This is a genomic window from Streptococcus equinus (assembly GCF_049393805.1).
GTDB lineage: Bacteria > Bacillota > Bacilli > Lactobacillales > Streptococcaceae > Streptococcus > Streptococcus equinus.
The window spans coordinates 500,837-519,060 of record NZ_CP185763.1 but is presented as its reverse complement, the minus strand read 5'-3'; the positions used below and the strand labels follow the sequence as shown (position 1 = coordinate 519,060).

The following is an 18,224-nucleotide window of genomic DNA, read 5'->3' as shown; positions in this document are numbered from 1 at the left end:
AATTTTCATGAAAAACGGTATAATCATTTCATTTGAAGGTCCAGATGGCGCTGGAAAAACAACTGTTTTAGAAAAAGTTATTCCAGTTCTTGAAGAAAAGGGCTACGATATTGTAACGACACGTGAACCTGGTGGTGTTGAAATCGCTGAACGCATTCGTGATGTTATTTTGGATGTTAAGCACGTTGCTATGGATAGCAAGACAGAATTGCTTTTGTATATGGCAGCACGTCGTCAGCATTATGTTGAGAAGGTTCTACCTGCTTTAGAGGCAGGTAAGGTGGTCTTGATTGACCGTTTTATTGATAGCTCAATTGCTTATCAAGGTGCTGGACGTGGACTTGATAAAGACAGTATTGCAAAATTAAATGATTTTTCAACAGATGGTAGAGAACCAGATTTAACTCTCTACTTCGATGTTGAATCAGAAGTCGGTTTGGCTCGAATCGCAAAAAATGCTGACCGAGAAGTTAATCGTCTTGATTTAGAAAAATTAGATATGCACAAGCGTGTTAGACAAGGATACTTGGATTTGGCTCAAACAGAAAATCGTATTGTAACGATTGATGCTTCGCGTGAATTAGAGCAAGTTGTAGCTGATGCAACACAAGTCATTCTTGAACGTTTGGCTAAAAACTAGTAAAGGAATTAAAATGGATTTAGAGTGCTTGCAACCCCAACTTTTTAAAGACTTTAATCAGATTTTAAAATCAGATAGGATGAATCACGCCTATCTTTTTTCAGGGGATTTTGCCAGTTTTGATTTTGCACTCTATCTTGCTAAAAGTCGCTTTTGCGAGAATTTGCAAGAAGGCAGACCCTGTGGAAAATGCCGTGAATGTCAGTTGATTGCCGCGAATGATTTTTCAGATGTTAAGATTGTCAGACCAACTGGTCAAGTCATCAAGACAGACACGATTCGTGAGATGATGCGTGATTTCTCTCGCTCAGGTTTCGAAGGGAAATCACAAGTTTTCATCATTCAAGATTGTGAGAAAATGCATGTTAACGCGGCAAATAGCCTCTTGAAATTTATCGAAGAGCCACAGAGTTCGTCTTACATGATTTTGTTAACTAGTGATGAAAGCAAGGTCCTTCCAACTATCAAGAGTCGAACACAAGTTTTTCGTTTTCCAAAGAATAAAAAACTCTTGATTCAACAAGCTGAACAAGCTGGTATTTTAAAAACACAAGCTGAAATTCTTGCAGAACTGGCTAAAACACCTGCTCACTTAGAAGAGCTGATGGCTGATAAGAAGATTTTTGATTTGTTACAGGCTTGCGAACGTTTTATTGGGATTTTGTTTAAAGACAAAGCCTTGGCTTACTTGGAAACAGGGCACCTCGTGCAAGCTGCACTTGAAAAGTCTGAACAAGAACTTGTTTTCCAACTCTTGCCTTTGTTTTTAGCAAAGCAATTTAATCAAAAAGAAAGTCTGAGTTATTTAGAGAAAAGTTATAAAGCACAGCAAATGTGGAAGAGCAATGTGAGCTTTCAAAATGTGCTAGAATATATGGTGATTTCATGACAGAAGTATTAAGTATAAAATACGAAGGAACAGGCAAGGTTACCTATGTTTTGCCAAATCAAAACTACCAAGTGGGTGACTGCCTTGTCATAAAAAATAAAAAAGGAAGTCGCTTAGCTCAAGCAGTAACTACCAATGAAGATATAGATGAGGTAAAATTACCTGCTGAGATGGATAAGGTTTTACGCTTGGCAAATGAAAAAGATTTGCAGGCTTATCAAGAAAATCTTGAGTTAGCGAAGAATTCGTTTGATAAAGTCAACGAGCTAATCGAAGCAAACAATCTTAAAATGAAAGTGATTGATATTGTCTTTCCTTTGGAGAGAAGTTATGTCTTGATTACTTTCTGTGCAGAAGATCGTGTGGATTTTCGTCAGCTTTTGCGTGATTTAGCATCGCACTTCAAAACGCGTATCGAACTGCGCCAAATCAATAGCCGTGAAGAAGCTAAAGTTTACGGTGGCGTAGGTCCGTGTGGTCGTGCGCTTTGCTGCGCTAGCTTCTTGGGGGAATTTCCACCAGTATCAATCAAAATGGTTAAAAACCAAGGCATGTCACTTAGCACTGGAAAGACTGCTGGAATCTGCGGTAGATTGATGTGTTGCTTGAGTTTTGAAGATGAATTTTACAAAACCTCTAAGGAGAAATTCCCTGATTTGGGAACAGAAATTGAAACAGTCGACGGATTAGGAGTGGTCGCTGGTATTGATGTCTTTTCTGATACTGTCAAAGTTCGATTACCTGAACGACACACTCTTTTAACTTATGCTTTAGAGGAGGTCAAAGTACGTGGATAAAAAAGAATTATTTGATGCCTTTGATGGCTTTTCACAAAATTTAATGATTACCTTGGCTGAAATTGAAGCCATGAAAAAACAAGTACAGTCTTTGTTAGAAGAAAACACAGCTCTTCGACTTGAGAATGATAAATTACGCACACGTCTTACTCAACTCGAACAAGAAACTCCTGTTAAATCTTCTAAACAAGGTAAAAAATATATTGAAAGCATTTATCACGATGGTTTCCATATCTGTAATGACTATTACGGACAACGTCGTGAAAATGATGAAGAATGTATGTTCTGTATGGAAGTTCTAGACAGGGAGTAGTCAACTTTAATGATACAAGTACAAAAAAGTTTTAAAGGTCAAACTGATTACGGAACGCTCTATCTTGTGCCAACTCCGATTGGAAATTTGCAAGATATGACATTTCGTGCAGTTGATACTCTAAAAAATGCAGATTTTATCTGTGCTGAAGATACACGAAACACTGGACTTTTGTTGAAGCATTTTGAGATTTCTGTTAAGCAAATCAGCTTTCACGAGCACAATGCTTACGAAAAAATTCCTGAGCTAATCGAGCTTTTGAAAGATGGGAAAAATTTAGCTCAAGTATCTGATGCAGGCATGCCATCGATTTCTGACCCAGGGCATGACTTGGTAAAAGCAGCGATTGCTGAGGATATTATGGTTGTTGCACTTCCAGGTGCTTCGGCTGGTATTACAGCTTTGATTGCAAGTGGGTTAGCACCGCAACCTCACATTTTCTATGGCTTTTTACCACGCAAATCAGGACAACAAAAAGAATTTTTTGAAAGCAAGAAAGCTTATCCTGAGACACAAATTTTCTATGAATCACCATATCGTGTGGCAGATACTTTAGAAAATATGCTCTCAGTTTACGGAGATAGAAAAGTTGTTTTGGTTCGTGAATTGACTAAGCTTTATGAAGAGTACCAACGCGGACAAATCTCAGAAATCTTAGATTACATTGCTGGAAATCCACTAAAAGGTGAATGTCTGTTGATTGTATCTGGTCAAGATGAAACTGAGCTATCTGAAGCAGCAGAGGACTTGAATCCAGCAGAACTTGTAGCAAATCTTGTTGAAGCTGGTGAAAAACCAAACCAAGCCATCAAAAAAATTGCAAAAACTTATGGCCTTAACCGTCAAGAAGTTTATAATGCGTATCACGGTATCTAAATTGATAAAAAGCTGGTATTTACCAGCTTTTTTTGTATTCTTTTAACTTTCGATGTTAGAAAATATAACATATAAAGTTAGAGGCAAATTTCACAAAAAACTGACAATTCATGTCTTTTTACAAAATCGAAAAGTGTTGATAAAACCCTGAAATAGTGGGATTTATGGGGCGATTCTCCCGCTGACATCTCTTGTTATAAAATTAAAAAATTCAGAAAAATTGCACAAAAACTCTTTACTAGGGCAAAAAATAGTGTTATATTATCTAACATAAAAATGGTTTTAGATTTTAAAACCTTAGAAATAAAAGGAGTTTTTGATATGGATGCAGGAAGTATTGCTTTTATGATTATCTGTGCTGGTCTGGTTTTCTTGATGACGCCAGGTCTAGCATTCTTCTACGGTGGTCTTGGAAGACGCAAAAATGTTATCAATACGATGATGATGTGTGCGATTCCGATGGCTCTTGCTTCAGTCTTGTGGATGGTATGTGGTTATTCTCTATCATTTGGTGGCGATGGAGATATTATTGGTAATTTTTCGCATCTTTTCTTTAATGGTGTGAGTGAAACTGCAAGTACACGCGGCTTAGTGATTCCTGATGCTTTATTTGCAGCTTTTCAGATGATGTTTCCAATTATCACTGTTGCCATTTTAACAGGAGCGGCAGCAGGACGTATGAGATTTACCCCGTTAGTCATTTTTGTTGTTTTGTGGCTGTTCTTGGTTTATTTCCCATTTGCTCATATGGTTTGGGATGAAGGGCTTCTTGCAAAATGGGGCACAATCGACTTTGCTGGTGGTGATGTGGTTCACATTACGTCAGGAGTGTCTGGTTTAGTTTTAGCTTTGCTTCTTGGTAAACGTCGTGATTATTACCGTTTAGAATATCGTCCTCACAATGTTCCCTTTGTTTTCTTAGGTGCAGGTCTTCTTTGGTTTGGATGGTTTGGATTTAACGCAGGTTCTGCTTTAGCTGCTGACGGCTTAGCCGTACATGCTTTTGTAACAACTCATATTTCTGCAGCAGCAGCAATGTTTTCATGGTTAGTGGTTGAAAAACTTCTGACTGGTAAATTCTCACTTGTTGGTGCTTCAACTGGTTTGGTTGCAGGGCTTGTTGCTATCACACCTGGTGCAGGTTTTGTTTCAACTTGGAGTTCACTTTTAATTGGTCTTTTGGTTAGTCCGATTTGTTATTTTGCTATTTCAGTTCTTAAGAGTAAGTTTGGCTATGATGATGCTTTAGATGCTTTTGGTTGTCATGGTGTTGGTGGTATTTTTGGTGGATTGGTAACAGGACTTTTCACAACTCCAGAACTTGCCCTTGATAAACACAATATTGGTTTGATTTATGGAGATGCTCATCTTTTCTTGGTGACAATTGCTGCGATTATTTTTACAATTGTTTGGTCAGCGGTAGCAACATTTATCATCGTCAAGGTAATCTCAATCTTTACTGCTATTCGTGTTGAAGATCGTGCGGAAGCTATTGGTCTTGATGATAGTGAACATGAAGAAACAGCCTACCCAACTTTTATGGGTTTAGATTCATAATAGAAAATAGTTTTTAGAGAGAGGATATATTATGAAAAAAATTGAAGCAATTATTCGACCAGATCGTTTGGAAGATTTGAAAGATGCTCTAGCAAAAGCTGGATTTGCAAAAGGAATGACGGTTAGCCAAGTCTTAGGATATGGCAATCAACGTGGTTTTGCTGAGTATGTTCGTGGTCAAAAAATTGTGCCAACCTTGCTTGCCAAAGTAAAAGTTGAAATCGTAACACATGATGCTGCAATTGATGAAATCGTTGATGTTATTAGCAAATCAGTGCGTACAGGAGAAGTTGGAGATGGCAAGATTTTTATTTTCCCTGTTGAAGAAGTCATCCGTATTCGTACGGGTGAAAGAGGAGGCGATGCCGTTTAACTCATAAAATAAAAAGTTTAGTCGTAAAATGTGATGTGATGGAAATCCGAGTTCGAAAGAATTCGGATTTTTGGGTGTAAAAAAACACCTTGATAACAAGGTGTTATGAACGATTAACAAATCTTTGTTCCGTGTGCAGCTTTGGCACCAGTTTTTTCAATTAATTCTTGGTAATTATCAGCAGTAACACCGCCACCAATCATGATTTCAATACGGTCGTTAGCATATTCAACAAGTTCTTTTAAGTGGTCGATATTTTCAAAAATATCATTTGCTTCTGAAGAACCATGTGTCAAAATGCGTGTGAAGCCAAGTTCAACGAGTTGGTCGATAGCAGCTTTTTGATCTGCCTCTGGAATTTGGTCAAAAGCCATGTGAAAGACTAGTGGAAGACCTTGAGTCGCTGGTAGAAGTTGCTCGATACCATCTTCATCAATGTGATTATCTTCAGTCAATAATCCGAGAACCAAGCTATCGCTTTCGAGCTCTACTGCACGGATAATGTCATCTTCCATGATGCGAAGTTCACTGTCGTTGTAGACGAAGTTCCCGCCACGAGGTCGAATCATTGTCGCTAGTGAAATGTCTTTTTCGTGCAAATAGCGCGCAGCTTCTTTAATGACACCATAAGAAGGTGTTGTTCCTCCAATTGCCAAATTATCGCAAAGCTCAACACGTTTAACAGATGAGTCGAGTTGGCTGAGAAGTGTTGTATTTTCAGCGCAGAATTCTTTGATAATCATTTTTTCTCCTTATTAATTAGTAGTTACTATTATAACATGATTTTTTTATAAAAATTATTTATAAAAATTCGCAAAAATCTTTACAAAATTCAGAAAATTGTGATATAATTTATACCATTATACGGAGGTATTTTTATGACAATTTACAATTTCTCTGCAGGACCTGCAGTGTTACCAAAACCAGTGCTTGAACAAGCACAACGTGAAATGCTTGACTACCAAGGTAGTGGCATGAGTGTTTTAGAAATGTCCCACCGTTCCAAAGAGTTTGATGATATTATTAAGGATGCTGAAAAATTATTGCGTGAATTGATGAATATTCCCGATAATTATAAAGTAATGTTCCTTCAAGGAGGAGCATCTACTCAGTTTACTATGCTTCCTTTAAACCTAGCTAAGGGACGTAAGGCATATTATCTAGTTGGTGGATCATGGGGTAAAAAAGCTTATGCAGAAGCTGTTAAATTGTCCAAATCCGTTCCTTTTGAACCCGTGCTCCTAGCCTCGTCTGAAGACACTGTATACGATCATATTCCTACATTTGATCCAAAAGATATTGACCCAGAAGCTGCTTATGTTCATATCACAACTAATAACACTATTGAAGGAACTTCTATTTATGACCTTCCTGACACAAATGGTGTGCCTATCGTTGCTGATATGTCTTCAAATATTCTAGCTGTCCGCTATAATGTTGAAGATTTTGCATTGATTTATGCTGGTGCGCAAAAAAATATTGGCCCAGCTGGAGTGACTGTTGTTATCGTTCGTGAAGATTTCTTGAATGATGAACCAACACTTTCAGCAATGCTTGACTATCGTATTCAAGCTGAAGCGGGTTCACTTTATAACACTCCACCAGCTTATAGTATTTACATTGCTAAACTTGTTTTCGAATGGGTGAAAGCCTTTGGTGGTGTAGACAAGATGGAAGCAGCTAACCGTGAAAAATCAGGACTTTTGTATGATTTTATTGACCAATCAGATTTTTATACAAATCCTGTTAAAAATCCAGCTGAACGTTCAGTAGCCAATATTCCGTTTGTAACGCCAAGTAAGGAATTAGATGCGAAGTTTGTGGCTGAAGCGACACCGCTTGGTTTCAAAAATATTAAAGGTCACCGTTCTGTAGGTGGTATGCGTGCAAGTCTTTATAACGCATTTCCACGTCAAGGTGTTCTTGATTTAATCGAATTTATGAAAAAATTTGAAGCTGAAAACAAATAAGTTTTTCAGACGTAGATATCTGTTGTTTCTTTTGAAGTGATATAAGCCATTTAAGTCTGAGATTTTATCCCAGACTTTTGGTATAGGGGTAAATTATGGTATACAGTGTTAAAACATTTAATAATATTAATCAAGTAGGGCTTAAAGAACTTGGAAATCAGTTCCAGATTGATGGTGATTTGGCTGAAAATCCAGATGCTTTCATTTTGCGTAGTCAAAATCTTCATGGGATTGATTTTCCAGAAAATCTAAAAGCGATTGCGCGTGCTGGTGCTGGGACAAATAATATTCCGATTGCTGATGCGACAGCAGCTGGAATTGTCGTTTTTAACACACCAGGTGCTAATGCTAATGCGGTTAAAGAAGCAGTTCTTGCTTCAATTTTGATGTCAGCACGTGATTACATTGCTGCAAATGCATGGGTAAATACACTTTCTGGTGATGATGTTCCAAAACAAGTTGAGGCTGGTAAAAAGCAATTTGCTGGTAGTGAAATTTCTGGAAAAACACTTGGAGTTATCGGACTTGGTGCTATCGGTGGTCGCATTGCTAACTATGCACAACGCCTTGGTATGAATGTCCTAGGATATGACCCATATGTGTCTATCGAGACTGCTTGGAACATTTCTCACCATGTTAAGCGTGTGGATGACGTTAAGGAAATCTTTGCTAATTGTGATTATATTACTGTTCATGTGCCTTTGACAGATGAAACACGTCACACATTTAACAGCGAAGCTTTTGCCTTGATGCAAAAAGGCACTGTTGTTATCAACTTTGCGCGTGGTGAATTGGTTGACAATGCAGCACTTTTTGAAGCGATTGAAGCTGGTGTTGTGAAACGTTACATCACAGATTTCGGTACTGAAGAACTGCTTAATAAAGATAAAATCACAGTTTTCCCACACGTTGGTGGTTCAACAGCTGAAGCTGAATTGAATTGTGCTATTATGGCAGGTAAAACCATTCGTCAATTTATGGAAACAGGTGAAATTACGAATTCTGTCAATTTCCCTAATGTTCATCAAGCATTGACTGCGCCATATCGTATTACATTGATTAATAAAAACGTGCCAAATATTGTGGCAAAAATTTCAACAGCTGTTTCAGAGTTGGGAATTAATATCGATAACATCATTAACCGTTCAAAAGTTGACTATGCTTATACGCTTCTTGACCTTGATGAAAATGATAAAACTAAGGTTGACCACTTAGTTGAAAACTTTGAAAATAGTGATAATATCGTTCGTGTTCGCTTGATTGCAAAGAAATAAAAAGAAAGAGTTGAGATTAAATCTCAGCTCTTTTTTCTGATATTTGGTATAATAAGATAATTTTAAGTTGTTATGAAGGAGTATATGATGCTGACGTTTTATGAATATCCAAAATGTACGACTTGCCGTCGTGCTAAGGCTGAGCTACAAGGAATGAAAGTGGAATTTGAAGCGATTGATTTGACAGTTGACACACCAAAGGCTGAAGAAATCAAGGCATGGATGGAGAATTCTGATTTTACAATTAAAAACTTTTTTAACACAAGCGGTCAAGCATACCGAGCACTTGGCCTGAAAGATAAAGTTGATTCTTTGACAGCTGATGAGGCAGCGACTATCCTTGCCTCAGATGGAATGCTAATTAAACGACCAGTTTTGGTCAAAGATGGAAAAGTTCTTCAACTCGGTCACCGTAAATCATACGAAGAGTTGTTGGGAGAATAAACAAACCACCTAAGTGTTAAACTTAGGTGGTTTTATGTGTTTATAAATCAATTTCTAAAACGATTGGTGTGTGGTCTTGGCGTGCGCCTGAGTCAATCATTTCTGATTTTGTGATTTTATCTGCGATGCGGTTTGATGTGAGCCAGTAGTCGATACGCCAGCCAGTGTTGTTAATTTTACTTGTTTTGCTGCGTTGTGCCCACCAGCTATAGACATTTGGAATGTCACCGTGAAGGTAACGGAAAGTATCTGTGAAGCCTTTTGCTAGTAAGTTTGTAAATCCTGCACGTTCTTCGTCGGTAAATCCAGCAGAGCGACGGTTTGAATTTGGATTGGCAAGGTCAATCTCGTTGTGAGCAACGTTGTAATCACCAGTTGCTAAGACAGGTTTTGTTTGGTCGAGTTCTGCTAAGTAATCAGCGTATTTTTCATCCCAAATTTGTCGTTCAGCTAAGCGTTTTAGACCGTCTCCAGCATTTGGAGTGTAAACTTGCGTGACGTAGAAATTATCAAATTCAAGAGTGATGATACGTCCTTCGCAATCCATCATGTCAGGGGCACCGATTTCTGGGAAAGAAATGGTTGGTGTCAGATGATTTTTGTAAAGGAACATTGTTCCAGCGTAGCCTTTTCTGGCTGGTTCGACTGATGAGCGCCAAGATACTTGGTAATCTGGAAAGTAGTCTTCAAGGATTTGCAAATGTTTTTTGGTAGGTCCTTTGGCTGATAATTTTGTTTCTTGAATGGCAATGATATCAGCATCTTCAGCCACAAGTGTATCGATAACAGCGCGTGAGAGAACGGCGCGTGCAGAATCACTTGTGAGTGCTGCGTTGAGCGAATCAATATTCCATGAGATGAGTTTCATAATAGCTTACCAGACTTCTTTTTAGAAGTCTCTTCTTTCTAAAAGTTTAATCGTTAGTTTCTATTTTAGCAAAAAAAGAGAATGCTTGCGATTCTAATGCTTTTGGTTATATCATTTTTGGAAAAAAGTGGTACAATCTATTTAGAAAAAAATCTAAATACCTAAACTTTGGAGGAACATTATGGCATTTGCTGAAACATTTAAAGCTTTGTCGCATCCAATCCGAAGAGAAATTCTGAATTTATTAAAGAAAAAATCATTGACGGCTGGTGAGATTTCAGAGCAATTTGATGTAGCTTGGGCACCGATTTCGCATCATCTTAGCATTTTGAAAAAAGCTGGATTGGTTGTTGAAAAACGAGAAAAGAATTTTATTTATTATGAATTGTCTACCTCGGTTTTAGAGGATGTTATGGCTTGGTTAGCTGATTTAAAGGAGTCTTCGAAAAATGAAAAAAATTAATAAAGAATTTTTGATGACAGCACTTGTGATTGCATTGCCAATGGTGATTGGAGCAATTTTCTGGAATCAACTTCCTGAAAAAATCCCGACTCATTTTGGAATTGATGGTCAAGCAGATGGTTATAGCAGCAAGCTTTTTACGCTTTTTGCTTTTCCAGCATTGTTTCTTCTTTTTCAAATTATTTGTCTGGCATCATTTGAAAAAGAATCTGTAAAAGTCAATATTCCAGCAAAAATGAGAAGATTTTATACTTGGTTGATTCCAGTTTTGAGTTTGATTATTCAAGGATCAATCTATGCTAACGCACTTGGTTTTATTAAGAGTGGTCCAACACTTGTCACAACTTTTCTAGCGATTGTTTTTATCGTGATCGGTAATTATCTTCCTAAGATACAACGAAATGCTACAGTTGGTATTCGTATTCCTTGGACGCTTTCCGATGATAAAAACTGGTATAAAACTCATCGTATGGCAGGAAAATTGTGGGTGATTGGTGGCTTGATTATCTTGCTTGAAAGTTTTATTCAAGTGGCTTTGCCTTACGTGATGGGAGTAGTAATTGCGGTTATGATTGTTGGTCCCATAGTGTACTCATTTATTCTTAGTCGAAAAAATAGTCTCTGATTCTTCAGAGGCTATTTTTTTGATAAAATTTTGTTTAATTGTGTTATAATGATAGGACAAAATAAAGGAGATTTATTTTATGAAAAAGACAATTTCATATTGTTTGCTAGCTCTCTGGTTTATTGTCATGTTAGCTAGTTATTGGATGTTTTTGCCACCACTTAACCCGCTTAGTACTGGTTTTTGGGCATTTGTCTTAGAAGGCTTAGCTCTAGCTTTTGGAGCTGTGCTTTTGTTGTCTTTGACAGGAAAATTTCAGCAGGTTACTGTTCAAATGCCTGGGACACGTGTGCGCAAAGTCGTCTCTACCCCAACACCAAAATATGGTAAAACCTTGTCACTTATCGGTGCTGTTATTGTGGGGATTGTTCTATTATTAAGCGTTTCGTCTTTCTTTAACTCTCGATTGTTCAGAGCAAAAAGTTACGCTAACGTTATTAAAGTAAAAGATGCTGATTTCACATCAGATTTCCCAGAAACAGATATTTCACACTTAGCTTTGCTTGACCGCTCATCAGCTAAGAAAATTGGTGATACTTATCTTGGAACTATTGATAAAGTTTCTCAATTTGGCATTTCAAATGATTATCGTCAAGTGACAATTGGTGAGCAGCCCTACCGTGTCTCACCTCTTGAATACAAATCTTTCTGGAAATGGTTCTCTAACCACAAAGAAGGTATTGGTTACTATGTCAAAGTTAACCAAACGACTGGTAAAGCTGAACTTGTCAAACTTGATAAAGGAATGAAATACTCTGATTCTGAGTACTTCTTCAATGATACGCTCCGCTATCTACGCCTAAAATATCCAACTGCAATTTTTGGGGATCCATCATTTGAAGTTGATGATCAAGGCAATCCTTACTATGTTGCAACGACTTACAAACCTAAATTCATGTTAAGTTCTAGCGACCCGACAGGTGCTATCTTACTTAATGCGGTGACAGGTGAAACGAAACGTTATGACCTCAAGGATATTCCCGATTGGGTTGACCGTGTCTTCTCAGCTAATAACGTTATTAGTCGTGTTGATGATTATTACACTTATCAAAAAGGTTTCTGGAACACAGTTTTCAGTCAAACTGGCGTTAAAAAGACAACTGATATCTACAATTACATTTCAATTGGTTCAGATATTTACCTTTATACAGGTATTACATCAGCAACTGCGGACTCATCAAACCTTGGATTTATCTTGGTTAACATGAGAACGCGTGAAGTGACAAATTATAAATTGGCATCAGCGACTGAAACTGCTGCGCAAGAATCAGCAGAAGGTGAAGTTCAAGAAAAACATTATGAAGCAACAGCTCCGACACTTGTAAAATTAGACGGCAAAGCTTACTATCTTGTTTCTCTTAAAGATGCTGCTGGTTTGGTCAAATCTTATGCGATTGTTGATGCTGAAGATTATCAACAAGTTACCGTTGACAATGATATCGAGACTTTGATTGCAAAATTCACAGATTCTGACACATCAGCTTTATCTGGTGTTACAACGAATTCTGGCAAATCTGCTGAAAAAGTTAAGGTAATCACTGGAGTTGTTGATAAATTAGCTAGTCAGATGATTTCAGGTTCAACAGTTTATTACATTTCTTCATCTGGAGAAATTTACAAAGTTAAGGCAACGACTGACACAACAGACAGTCTTCCATTCCTTACAGTCGGTGATCAATTCAAAGGTGAACTGCAAAAGGATAATTACCTAACAAAATTTGAAATCACAACTGAAAAATAATATATGAAGACTGAGATGGTATTCTCAGTCTTTTTAATACGATTTTTTCGTATGCCCCAGCATTTAGCCTATAATCAGCCATAAATTTGTGTTATAATTAGGTGTTATCAATAAAGGAGTTTCATTTGCTCCTATTTGAAAGGAAAGAAAATGACTAGTAAACAACCATTTTATATTACAACACCGATTTACTACCCATCTGGTAAGCTTCACATCGGTTCTGCTTACACAACAATTGCTTGTGACGTTTTAGCACGTTACAAACGTATGATGAACTATGATGTTTTCTATTTGACTGGTCTTGATGAACACGGTCAAAAAATTCAACAAAAAGCTGAAGAAGCTGGCATCACACCACAAGCATACGTTGACGGCATGGCTGCTGATGTTAAAAAACTTTGGAAAATGCTTGACATCTCATATGATAAATTTATCCGTACAACTGATGATTATCATGAAAAAGTTGTTGCTGAAGTTTTTGAAAAATTGTTGGCACAAGATGATATCTATCTAGGTGAATATTCTGGTTGGTACTCAGTCTCAGATGAAGAATTCTTTACAGAAAGCCAATTAGAAGAAGTCTTCCGTGATGAAAACGGAAAAGTCATCGGAGGTATCGCTCCTTCTGGACACGAGGTTGAATGGGTTTCTGAAGAATCTTACTTCCTACGTCTTGGGAAATACGCTGACCGCTTGGTTGAATTCTTCCATGCACACCCAGACTTCATCCAACCTGATGGTCGTATGAACGAAATCATTAAAAACTTCATCGAACCAGGTCTTGAAGATTTGGCTGTCAGCCGTACATCATTTACATGGGGTGTTAAAGTCCCTTCAAATCCTAAACACGTTGTTTACGTATGGATTGATGCCCTTCTTAACTATGCAACTGCACTTGGTTATGGTCAAGAAGACCACGCAAACTTTGATAAATTCTGGAACGGAACTGTCTTCCACATGGTTGGTAAAGATATCCTTCGTTTCCACTCAATTTACTGGCCAATTATGCTTATGATGCTTGACATGAAATTGCCTGAACGCTTGATTGCCCACGGTTGGTTTGTCATGAAAGACGGTAAAATGTCTAAATCTAAAGGTAATGTGGTTTATCCAGAAATGCTTGTCGAACGTTTCGGTCTTGACCCACTTCGTTACTACCTCATGCGTTCACTTCCAGTAGGTTCAGACGGAACATTTACACCAGAAGATTACGTTGGACGTATTAACTATGAATTAGCAAATGACCTTGGTAACCTTCTTAACCGTACTGTTGCCATGATTAATAAATACTTCGGTGGCGAAGTGCCAGCTTATGTTGAAAACGTGACTGAATTTGATGCGGACTTGGCAGCACTTGTCGCTGAAAAAATCACTGAATACCACAAACAAATGAATGCAGTTGATTACCCACGTGCACTTGATGCCGTATGGAGTATCATCTCACGTACAAACAAATACATTGATGAAACAGCTCCTTGGGTACTTGCTAAAGATGAAGCTAAACGTGATGAATTAGCAGCAGTAATGGCTCACTTGGCAGCTAGCCTTCGTGTGGTTGCCCACCTTATCCAACCATTCATGATGACAACATCAAATGCTATCATGGAACAACTTGGTCTTGGAGCTAACTTTGACCTTGAAAATCTTGCTTTGTCAGGATTCCCAGAAGGTGTGAAAGTTGTTGCTAAAGGAACACCAATCTTCCCACGTCTTGATATGGAAGCTGAAATTGACTACATCAAAGCGAACATGGGTGCAGGTGCAGTAGTTGCTGAAGAAAAAGAATGGGATCCAGCAGAAGTTGAACTTAAAAACGAAAAGAAAGCTATTAAATTTGACGACTTTGACAAAGTAGAAATCCGTGTCGCTGAAGTTAAAGAAGTTTCTAAAGTTGAAGGTTCAGAAAAACTTCTTAAATTCCGTCTTGATGCTGGTGATGGTGAAGACCGTCAAATCCTTTCAGGAATTGCGAAATTCTATCCAAACGAACAAGAACTTGTTGGTAAAAAATTACAAATCGTAGCTAACTTGAAACCACGTAAAATGATGGGACTTCTTAGCCAAGGTATGATTTTATCAGCTGAACATGACGGTAACTTGACTGTTCTTACAGTTGACCCAAGTGTACCAAACGGTAGCCAAATCGGTTAATCATTAAAAATTAATAAACAGAATACTCAGCTTTTGTGCATTTTTAGCGCAAAAGCTGAGTATTTATATTGCTCTCAAATGTAAAGAAAATTGAAAAGATAGTGGAAATTCTGAAAATGATTTATTAATTTTCAATTAAGATTCATTTGATATTTTTAGTAGCGCAAGAAACAGAATTTGTTAGAATCGAGAAACGTGTAAAATGACATTGAAAATCTTATCGAGAGAAGATTATGAAACATTAAATACGACATTTAAAGAACGTTCTTTTATGCAAACTGTTGAAATGGCAGATTTACTCGAAAAACGTGGCTTTGACATTACATTTTTAGGATTGGAAGCAGATGGAGCTATTCAGGTGGCTGGCGTGCTTTACAGTATGCCGATGACTGGTGGACTTCACATGGAAATCAATTCTGGACCAGCTTCGACAAGTACAGCTTACCTTTCTGAATTTTATAAGGAATTAAAAGTTTATGCTAAGGAAAATGGTGCCTTTGAACTGATTGTTAAGCCATATGACACCTACCAAAGTTTTGACAGTCATGGAAAGCCAAACGATGATGAAAAGCCTGAATTGATTAGCTGTTTGACTGATTTGGGATACAGTTATGACGGTCTTCAGACAGGCTATCCAGGAGGTGAGCCTGACTGGCATTACGTGAAGGATTTGTCAGGATTAACACCTGAAACGCTTCGTAAATCATTTAGTAAAAAAGGTCGCCCACTTGTTAACAAGACAAATTCATTTGGAATTAAAGTGCGCAAATTAACCCGTGATGAACTTCACATCTTTAAAGAAATCACAGCATCAACATCTGAACGCCGTGAATATACAGATAAACCGTTAGATTATTATGAAGCTTTTTATGATAGTTTTGGTGATAAGTGTGAGTTCATGATTGCGACAATTAATTTTCAAGATTATCTCAAAAATGTGCAGGCTGGTCATGATAAAATTGCAGCTGACTTGGCAGTTTTGAATCAAAAGATTGCTGAAGGGGTCAACTCAGCCAAGGTTAATAAACAAAAAGCACAACTTGATAAGCAAATTGCAACTTTTGATGTTCGCCTTAAAGAAGCTAAAGAATTGATTCAAAAACATGGTTCAGAGGATGTGGTTTTGGCAGGAAGTCTTTTCGTTTATACACCACAAGAAGCTGTTTATCTTTTCAGTGGTTCATATACCGAATTTAATAAATTTTATGCGCCTGTTGCCCTTCAAGAACATGTTATGACGGAAGCACTGAAACGTGGCATTAATTTCTATACTTTCCTTGGTATTCAAGGAATTTTCGATGGCAGCGATGGTGTTCTTCGTTTCAAACAAAACTTCAATGGTTACATTGTCCGCAAAATGGGAACTTTCCGCTACTATCCACGACCAATGCTGCATAAAGCAATCACGCTTTTAAAGAAAATCTTAGGACGATAACCTATGAAATCAACCTATATTAGATTTGTTTAGACTGGAGAAAAAGTTTTTTTTGATACTTTCTTTAAGTTCCTCGCTTTTTTATTTCTAGGCTCAGACCTCAAACCATCCACTGTATGGTTTGAGCCGTCGGCAGGTTCGACAGTCCAGTGGACTGTTGAAGGAATCCAAGGAATTCCTAAGAGTCGCAGTGGTTGACTGGCAGTTCTCATTTTGCTTCGCAAAATTGCGACCAACCTAGTCAACTGTGCGGGGGGGGACAACGAACTATGAATATTGGGATTTTGTACCACCCCCTCAAAACTTACGGATGGCTGATTTTATTAATATTTCAGCCATTTTCACCACGGCAGGAAGTATCGCTTTTGTGTTCGCTTTACTCACAAATAATTCTGAAATTAACTAGAAATAATAATTTTTGTAACTTATTTCTAGTAAAAAGTAGCTTTGTCAATATCTAGAATCAACCTATCTTGGGTTGATTTTTTTATTTTTACTATTTTGCTTTACATAATAGTAAAAATGTATTACAATGATAGTAAATTAACTAGTTTGTAATACATACTAGTCAAAAAAAGAGGGAGGTTGGTATGCGCGAAACACAGTTGCTAAAAGGGGTGTTAGACGGTTGTGTTCTTCAAATCATTGCCAAAGAGGATATTTATGGCTATGAATTGGTTCAGCGATTGAAAGCGGCTGGTTTTACCAATATTGTTGCAGGAACGGTCTATCCACTTTTGCAAAAATTGGAGAAGAAGGAAATGATTATGTCATGTATGAAACCTTCTCCAGATGGTCCACCACGAAAATATTTTCAAATAACGGTAAAAGGAGAAATGTATTTAGCAGATTTTTGGGATGAATGGCATGGATTAGTAAATAAGGTTTCAAATTTAGAGGAGGATAGAACGAATGCAAAATACTCTTAATAATTACTATCACCAAACAGAAGACATCGTTGTTAGTTTAAAGCCCGAGAATAGAGACTTTTTTGAAAAAATTCAAGAATACATGATAGTTTCAAGTTTCTTTAGAGATGAAATTGCTATTCGCCAGCTTATTCTTCAACTAGCTTTGGATCTGAAAGCAGCTGAAGCCGATGGCGTTTCTGCTGTGGATTATTTTGGGGATGAACCGAAGCAAATGGTGGATGACCTGATTAAAGAATCTAATGTAGCCACTAAATTAAGTCTTGCTAAACCTTTAGGAATAATCGTTGGTATTTTGTGCTATTTCCGTTTTTGGAGTGATTTTGCCTCGCATGGACTGGTTACTTTGAACTTAGTTGGTTATTTGAGTGATATCCTCTTCGGCGTACTTGGTGTTTGCTTTATTTTTTACATCTTTAAAAGAAGCGTCTATTGCTTTACTTTTTTGAAAAATAGAGTAATAAAATACGGAGCTCTTCTTGCTCTAATCCTAATGTTTATTGTCCTCATTTTTCTAAAAATTAAACTTGAAGCCTGGGTGACAGGTCCAAGAATAATTTTACCTACGATTATCAGCCTAGCTCTTGCTGCGCTTCTTTGCGGATTGGGTATTATGTTTTGTAGAAGAGACCAAGTCACAAGGACATTTATTACACCTCTGATTGCCTTTTTTCTATGCGGTATTATCAGATTTTCAGCGAATGCTTTTCAATTAACTAATGTCTTTGTGGTGACCATTTTACCATTGTTCGTTATTTTCCTTGGACTTATCACTTTTTATCGTCAGTCATACCTATTGATGAAAAAAGATATTTAATTAAGAAGCAAACGAGCCTTAGGGCTCGTTTTTTGGTATACTAGTGGTATTAATTATCAAGG

19 protein-coding genes are annotated in these 18,224 nt (G+C 37.4%); 17 read left to right on the top strand and 2 right to left on the bottom strand.

Translation table 11 applies throughout. The annotated features are described in order from the left end of the window. Nucleotides 1–7: 7 nt before the first annotated feature. The 7 genes from tmk (at nucleotide 8) to ACN0NP_RS02470 (ending at nucleotide 5,445) form a co-directional block, all read left to right on the top strand. Nucleotides 8–640: a dTMP kinase gene (tmk, locus tag ACN0NP_RS02500; RefSeq protein WP_039697976.1), complete on the top strand. Its 633-nt coding sequence runs from the start codon at nucleotides 8–10 to the stop codon at nucleotides 638–640. Nucleotides 641–653: 13 nt separating this feature from the next. Further along, nucleotides 654–1,529 carry a DNA polymerase III subunit delta' gene (locus ACN0NP_RS02495; protein ID WP_423217496.1) on the top strand — a complete coding sequence of 292 codons (876 nt, stop codon included), beginning with the start codon at nucleotides 654–656 and terminating at the stop codon, nucleotides 1,527–1,529. Next, nucleotides 1,526–2,326, top strand: a complete 801-nt coding sequence (locus tag ACN0NP_RS02490; RefSeq protein ID WP_423217495.1) for a PSP1 domain-containing protein — start codon at nucleotides 1,526–1,528, stop codon at nucleotides 2,324–2,326. Before ACN0NP_RS02495 ends, ACN0NP_RS02490 begins: the two co-directional genes overlap by 4 nt. Further along, nucleotides 2,319–2,639: a DNA replication initiation control protein YabA gene (gene yabA, locus ACN0NP_RS02485; protein ID WP_004232930.1), complete on the top strand. Its 321-nt coding sequence runs from the start codon at nucleotides 2,319–2,321 to the stop codon at nucleotides 2,637–2,639. The genes ACN0NP_RS02490 and yabA overlap by 8 nt, the downstream gene beginning before the upstream one ends. Nucleotides 2,640–2,651: 12 nt before the next feature. After that, entirely contained in the window at nucleotides 2,652–3,515 is an 864-nt protein-coding gene (rsmI, locus tag ACN0NP_RS02480) for a 16S rRNA (cytidine(1402)-2'-O)-methyltransferase (RefSeq protein WP_423217667.1), read from the top strand. Nucleotides 3,516–3,836: 321 nt separating this feature from the next. Continuing rightward, entirely contained in the window at nucleotides 3,837–5,072 is a 1,236-nt protein-coding gene (locus ACN0NP_RS02475; protein WP_021142928.1) for an ammonium transporter, read from the top strand. A gap of 31 nt (nucleotides 5,073–5,103) precedes the next feature. Then, nucleotides 5,104–5,445 (top strand): P-II family nitrogen regulator, encoded by a 342-nt coding sequence (locus ACN0NP_RS02470; RefSeq protein ID WP_024343682.1) that lies wholly within the window; start codon nucleotides 5,104–5,106, stop codon nucleotides 5,443–5,445. A gap of 113 nt (nucleotides 5,446–5,558) precedes the next feature. Here the strand turns inward: ACN0NP_RS02470 and ACN0NP_RS02465 are convergent, their stop codons facing one another. Further along, nucleotides 5,559–6,188 carry a copper homeostasis protein CutC gene (locus tag ACN0NP_RS02465; protein WP_423217494.1) on the bottom strand — a complete coding sequence of 210 codons (630 nt, stop codon included), beginning with the start codon at nucleotides 6,186–6,188 and terminating at the stop codon, nucleotides 5,559–5,561. A 135-nt stretch (nucleotides 6,189–6,323) separates the two neighbouring features. Here ACN0NP_RS02465 and serC point away from each other — a divergent pair, with 135 nt between their 5' ends. From serC to ACN0NP_RS02450, 3 genes are all read left to right on the top strand, one after another. Next, nucleotides 6,324–7,415, top strand: coding sequence for a 3-phosphoserine/phosphohydroxythreonine transaminase (gene serC, locus ACN0NP_RS02460; RefSeq protein WP_024343683.1), 1,092 nt, complete (start codon nucleotides 6,324–6,326; stop codon nucleotides 7,413–7,415). Nucleotides 7,416–7,510: 95 nt separating this feature from the next. Then, on the top strand, nucleotides 7,511–8,689 hold the full coding sequence (locus ACN0NP_RS02455) for a 3-phosphoglycerate dehydrogenase family protein (RefSeq protein WP_423217493.1): 1,179 nt from the start codon (nucleotides 7,511–7,513) through the stop codon (nucleotides 8,687–8,689). Nucleotides 8,690–8,776: 87 nt separating this feature from the next. Next, nucleotides 8,777–9,133, top strand: a complete 357-nt coding sequence (locus tag ACN0NP_RS02450) for an arsenate reductase family protein (RefSeq protein ID WP_021142922.1) — start codon at nucleotides 8,777–8,779, stop codon at nucleotides 9,131–9,133. 40 nt (nucleotides 9,134–9,173) lie between these two features. On the opposite strand, the gene ACN0NP_RS02445 is transcribed toward ACN0NP_RS02450, so the two are convergent. Next, nucleotides 9,174–10,001: an exodeoxyribonuclease III gene (locus ACN0NP_RS02445; protein WP_423217492.1), complete on the bottom strand. Its 828-nt coding sequence runs from the start codon at nucleotides 9,999–10,001 to the stop codon at nucleotides 9,174–9,176. 181 nt (nucleotides 10,002–10,182) lie between these two features. On the opposite strand from ACN0NP_RS02445, the gene ACN0NP_RS02440 reads away from it, so the two are divergent. The 7 genes from ACN0NP_RS02440 (at nucleotide 10,183) to ACN0NP_RS02410 (ending at nucleotide 18,162) form a co-directional block, all read left to right on the top strand. Next, nucleotides 10,183–10,464, top strand: coding sequence for an autorepressor SdpR family transcription factor (locus ACN0NP_RS02440; protein WP_423217491.1), 282 nt, complete (start codon nucleotides 10,183–10,185; stop codon nucleotides 10,462–10,464). Next, nucleotides 10,451–11,089: an SdpI family protein gene (locus ACN0NP_RS02435; RefSeq protein WP_423217490.1), complete on the top strand. Its 639-nt coding sequence runs from the start codon at nucleotides 10,451–10,453 to the stop codon at nucleotides 11,087–11,089. The genes ACN0NP_RS02440 and ACN0NP_RS02435 overlap by 14 nt, the downstream gene beginning before the upstream one ends. A 79-nt stretch (nucleotides 11,090–11,168) precedes the next feature. Next, nucleotides 11,169–12,830, top strand: a complete 1,662-nt coding sequence (locus ACN0NP_RS02430) for a hypothetical protein (protein WP_423217489.1) — start codon at nucleotides 11,169–11,171, stop codon at nucleotides 12,828–12,830. Nucleotides 12,831–12,980: 150 nt separating this feature from the next. Then, the gene (gene metG, locus ACN0NP_RS02425; protein ID WP_024343690.1) at nucleotides 12,981–14,981 is read left to right on the top strand and encodes a methionine--tRNA ligase; all 2,001 of its coding nucleotides are present in this window, start codon (nucleotides 12,981–12,983) and stop codon (nucleotides 14,979–14,981) included. Between the two features lie 202 nt (nucleotides 14,982–15,183). Continuing rightward, nucleotides 15,184–16,416 carry an aminoacyltransferase gene (locus ACN0NP_RS02420; RefSeq protein ID WP_423217488.1) on the top strand — a complete coding sequence of 411 codons (1,233 nt, stop codon included), beginning with the start codon at nucleotides 15,184–15,186 and terminating at the stop codon, nucleotides 16,414–16,416. A 590-nt stretch (nucleotides 16,417–17,006) separates the two neighbouring features. Beyond that, a complete protein-coding gene (locus ACN0NP_RS02415) occupies nucleotides 17,007–17,345 on the top strand; it encodes a PadR family transcriptional regulator (protein WP_074566787.1) in 339 nt (112 codons plus the stop codon). Further along, a complete protein-coding gene (locus ACN0NP_RS02410) occupies nucleotides 17,329–18,162 on the top strand; it encodes a hypothetical protein (protein ID WP_423217487.1) in 834 nt (277 codons plus the stop codon). Before ACN0NP_RS02415 ends, ACN0NP_RS02410 begins: the two co-directional genes overlap by 17 nt. Nucleotides 18,163–18,224: the final 62 nt, after the last annotated feature.

Excerpts from the sequence above, each read along its gene's own strand:
- ACN0NP_RS02495 (WP_423217496.1), top strand. The coding sequence starts at position 654 with ATGGATTTAGAGTGCTTGCAACCCCAACTTTTTAAAGACTTTAATCAG.
- ACN0NP_RS02410 (WP_423217487.1), top strand. The coding sequence starts at position 17,329 with ATGCAAAATACTCTTAATAATTACTATCACCAAACAGAAGACATCGTT.
- ACN0NP_RS02470 (WP_024343682.1), top strand. The coding sequence starts at position 5,104 with ATGAAAAAAATTGAAGCAATTATTCGACCAGATCGTTTGGAAGATTTG.
- ACN0NP_RS02465 (WP_423217494.1), bottom strand. The coding sequence starts at position 6,188 with ATGATTATCAAAGAATTCTGCGCTGAAAATACAACACTTCTCAGCCAA.
- ACN0NP_RS02475 (WP_021142928.1), top strand. The coding sequence starts at position 3,837 with ATGGATGCAGGAAGTATTGCTTTTATGATTATCTGTGCTGGTCTGGTT.
- ACN0NP_RS02455 (WP_423217493.1), top strand. The coding sequence starts at position 7,511 with ATGGTATACAGTGTTAAAACATTTAATAATATTAATCAAGTAGGGCTT.
- ACN0NP_RS02420 (WP_423217488.1), top strand. The coding sequence starts at position 15,184 with ATGACATTGAAAATCTTATCGAGAGAAGATTATGAAACATTAAATACG.
- ACN0NP_RS02415 (WP_074566787.1), top strand. The coding sequence starts at position 17,007 with ATGCGCGAAACACAGTTGCTAAAAGGGGTGTTAGACGGTTGTGTTCTT.
- metG (WP_024343690.1), top strand. The coding sequence starts at position 12,981 with ATGACTAGTAAACAACCATTTTATATTACAACACCGATTTACTACCCA.
- serC (WP_024343683.1), top strand. The coding sequence starts at position 6,324 with ATGACAATTTACAATTTCTCTGCAGGACCTGCAGTGTTACCAAAACCA.
- ACN0NP_RS02440 (WP_423217491.1), top strand. The coding sequence starts at position 10,183 with ATGGCATTTGCTGAAACATTTAAAGCTTTGTCGCATCCAATCCGAAGA.
- ACN0NP_RS02435 (WP_423217490.1), top strand. The coding sequence starts at position 10,451 with ATGAAAAAAATTAATAAAGAATTTTTGATGACAGCACTTGTGATTGCA.
- tmk (WP_039697976.1), top strand. The coding sequence starts at position 8 with ATGAAAAACGGTATAATCATTTCATTTGAAGGTCCAGATGGCGCTGGA.
- ACN0NP_RS02450 (WP_021142922.1), top strand. The coding sequence starts at position 8,777 with ATGCTGACGTTTTATGAATATCCAAAATGTACGACTTGCCGTCGTGCT.
- ACN0NP_RS02490 (WP_423217495.1), top strand. The coding sequence starts at position 1,526 with ATGACAGAAGTATTAAGTATAAAATACGAAGGAACAGGCAAGGTTACC.
- ACN0NP_RS02430 (WP_423217489.1), top strand. The coding sequence starts at position 11,169 with ATGAAAAAGACAATTTCATATTGTTTGCTAGCTCTCTGGTTTATTGTC.
- ACN0NP_RS02445 (WP_423217492.1), bottom strand. The coding sequence starts at position 10,001 with ATGAAACTCATCTCATGGAATATTGATTCGCTCAACGCAGCACTCACA.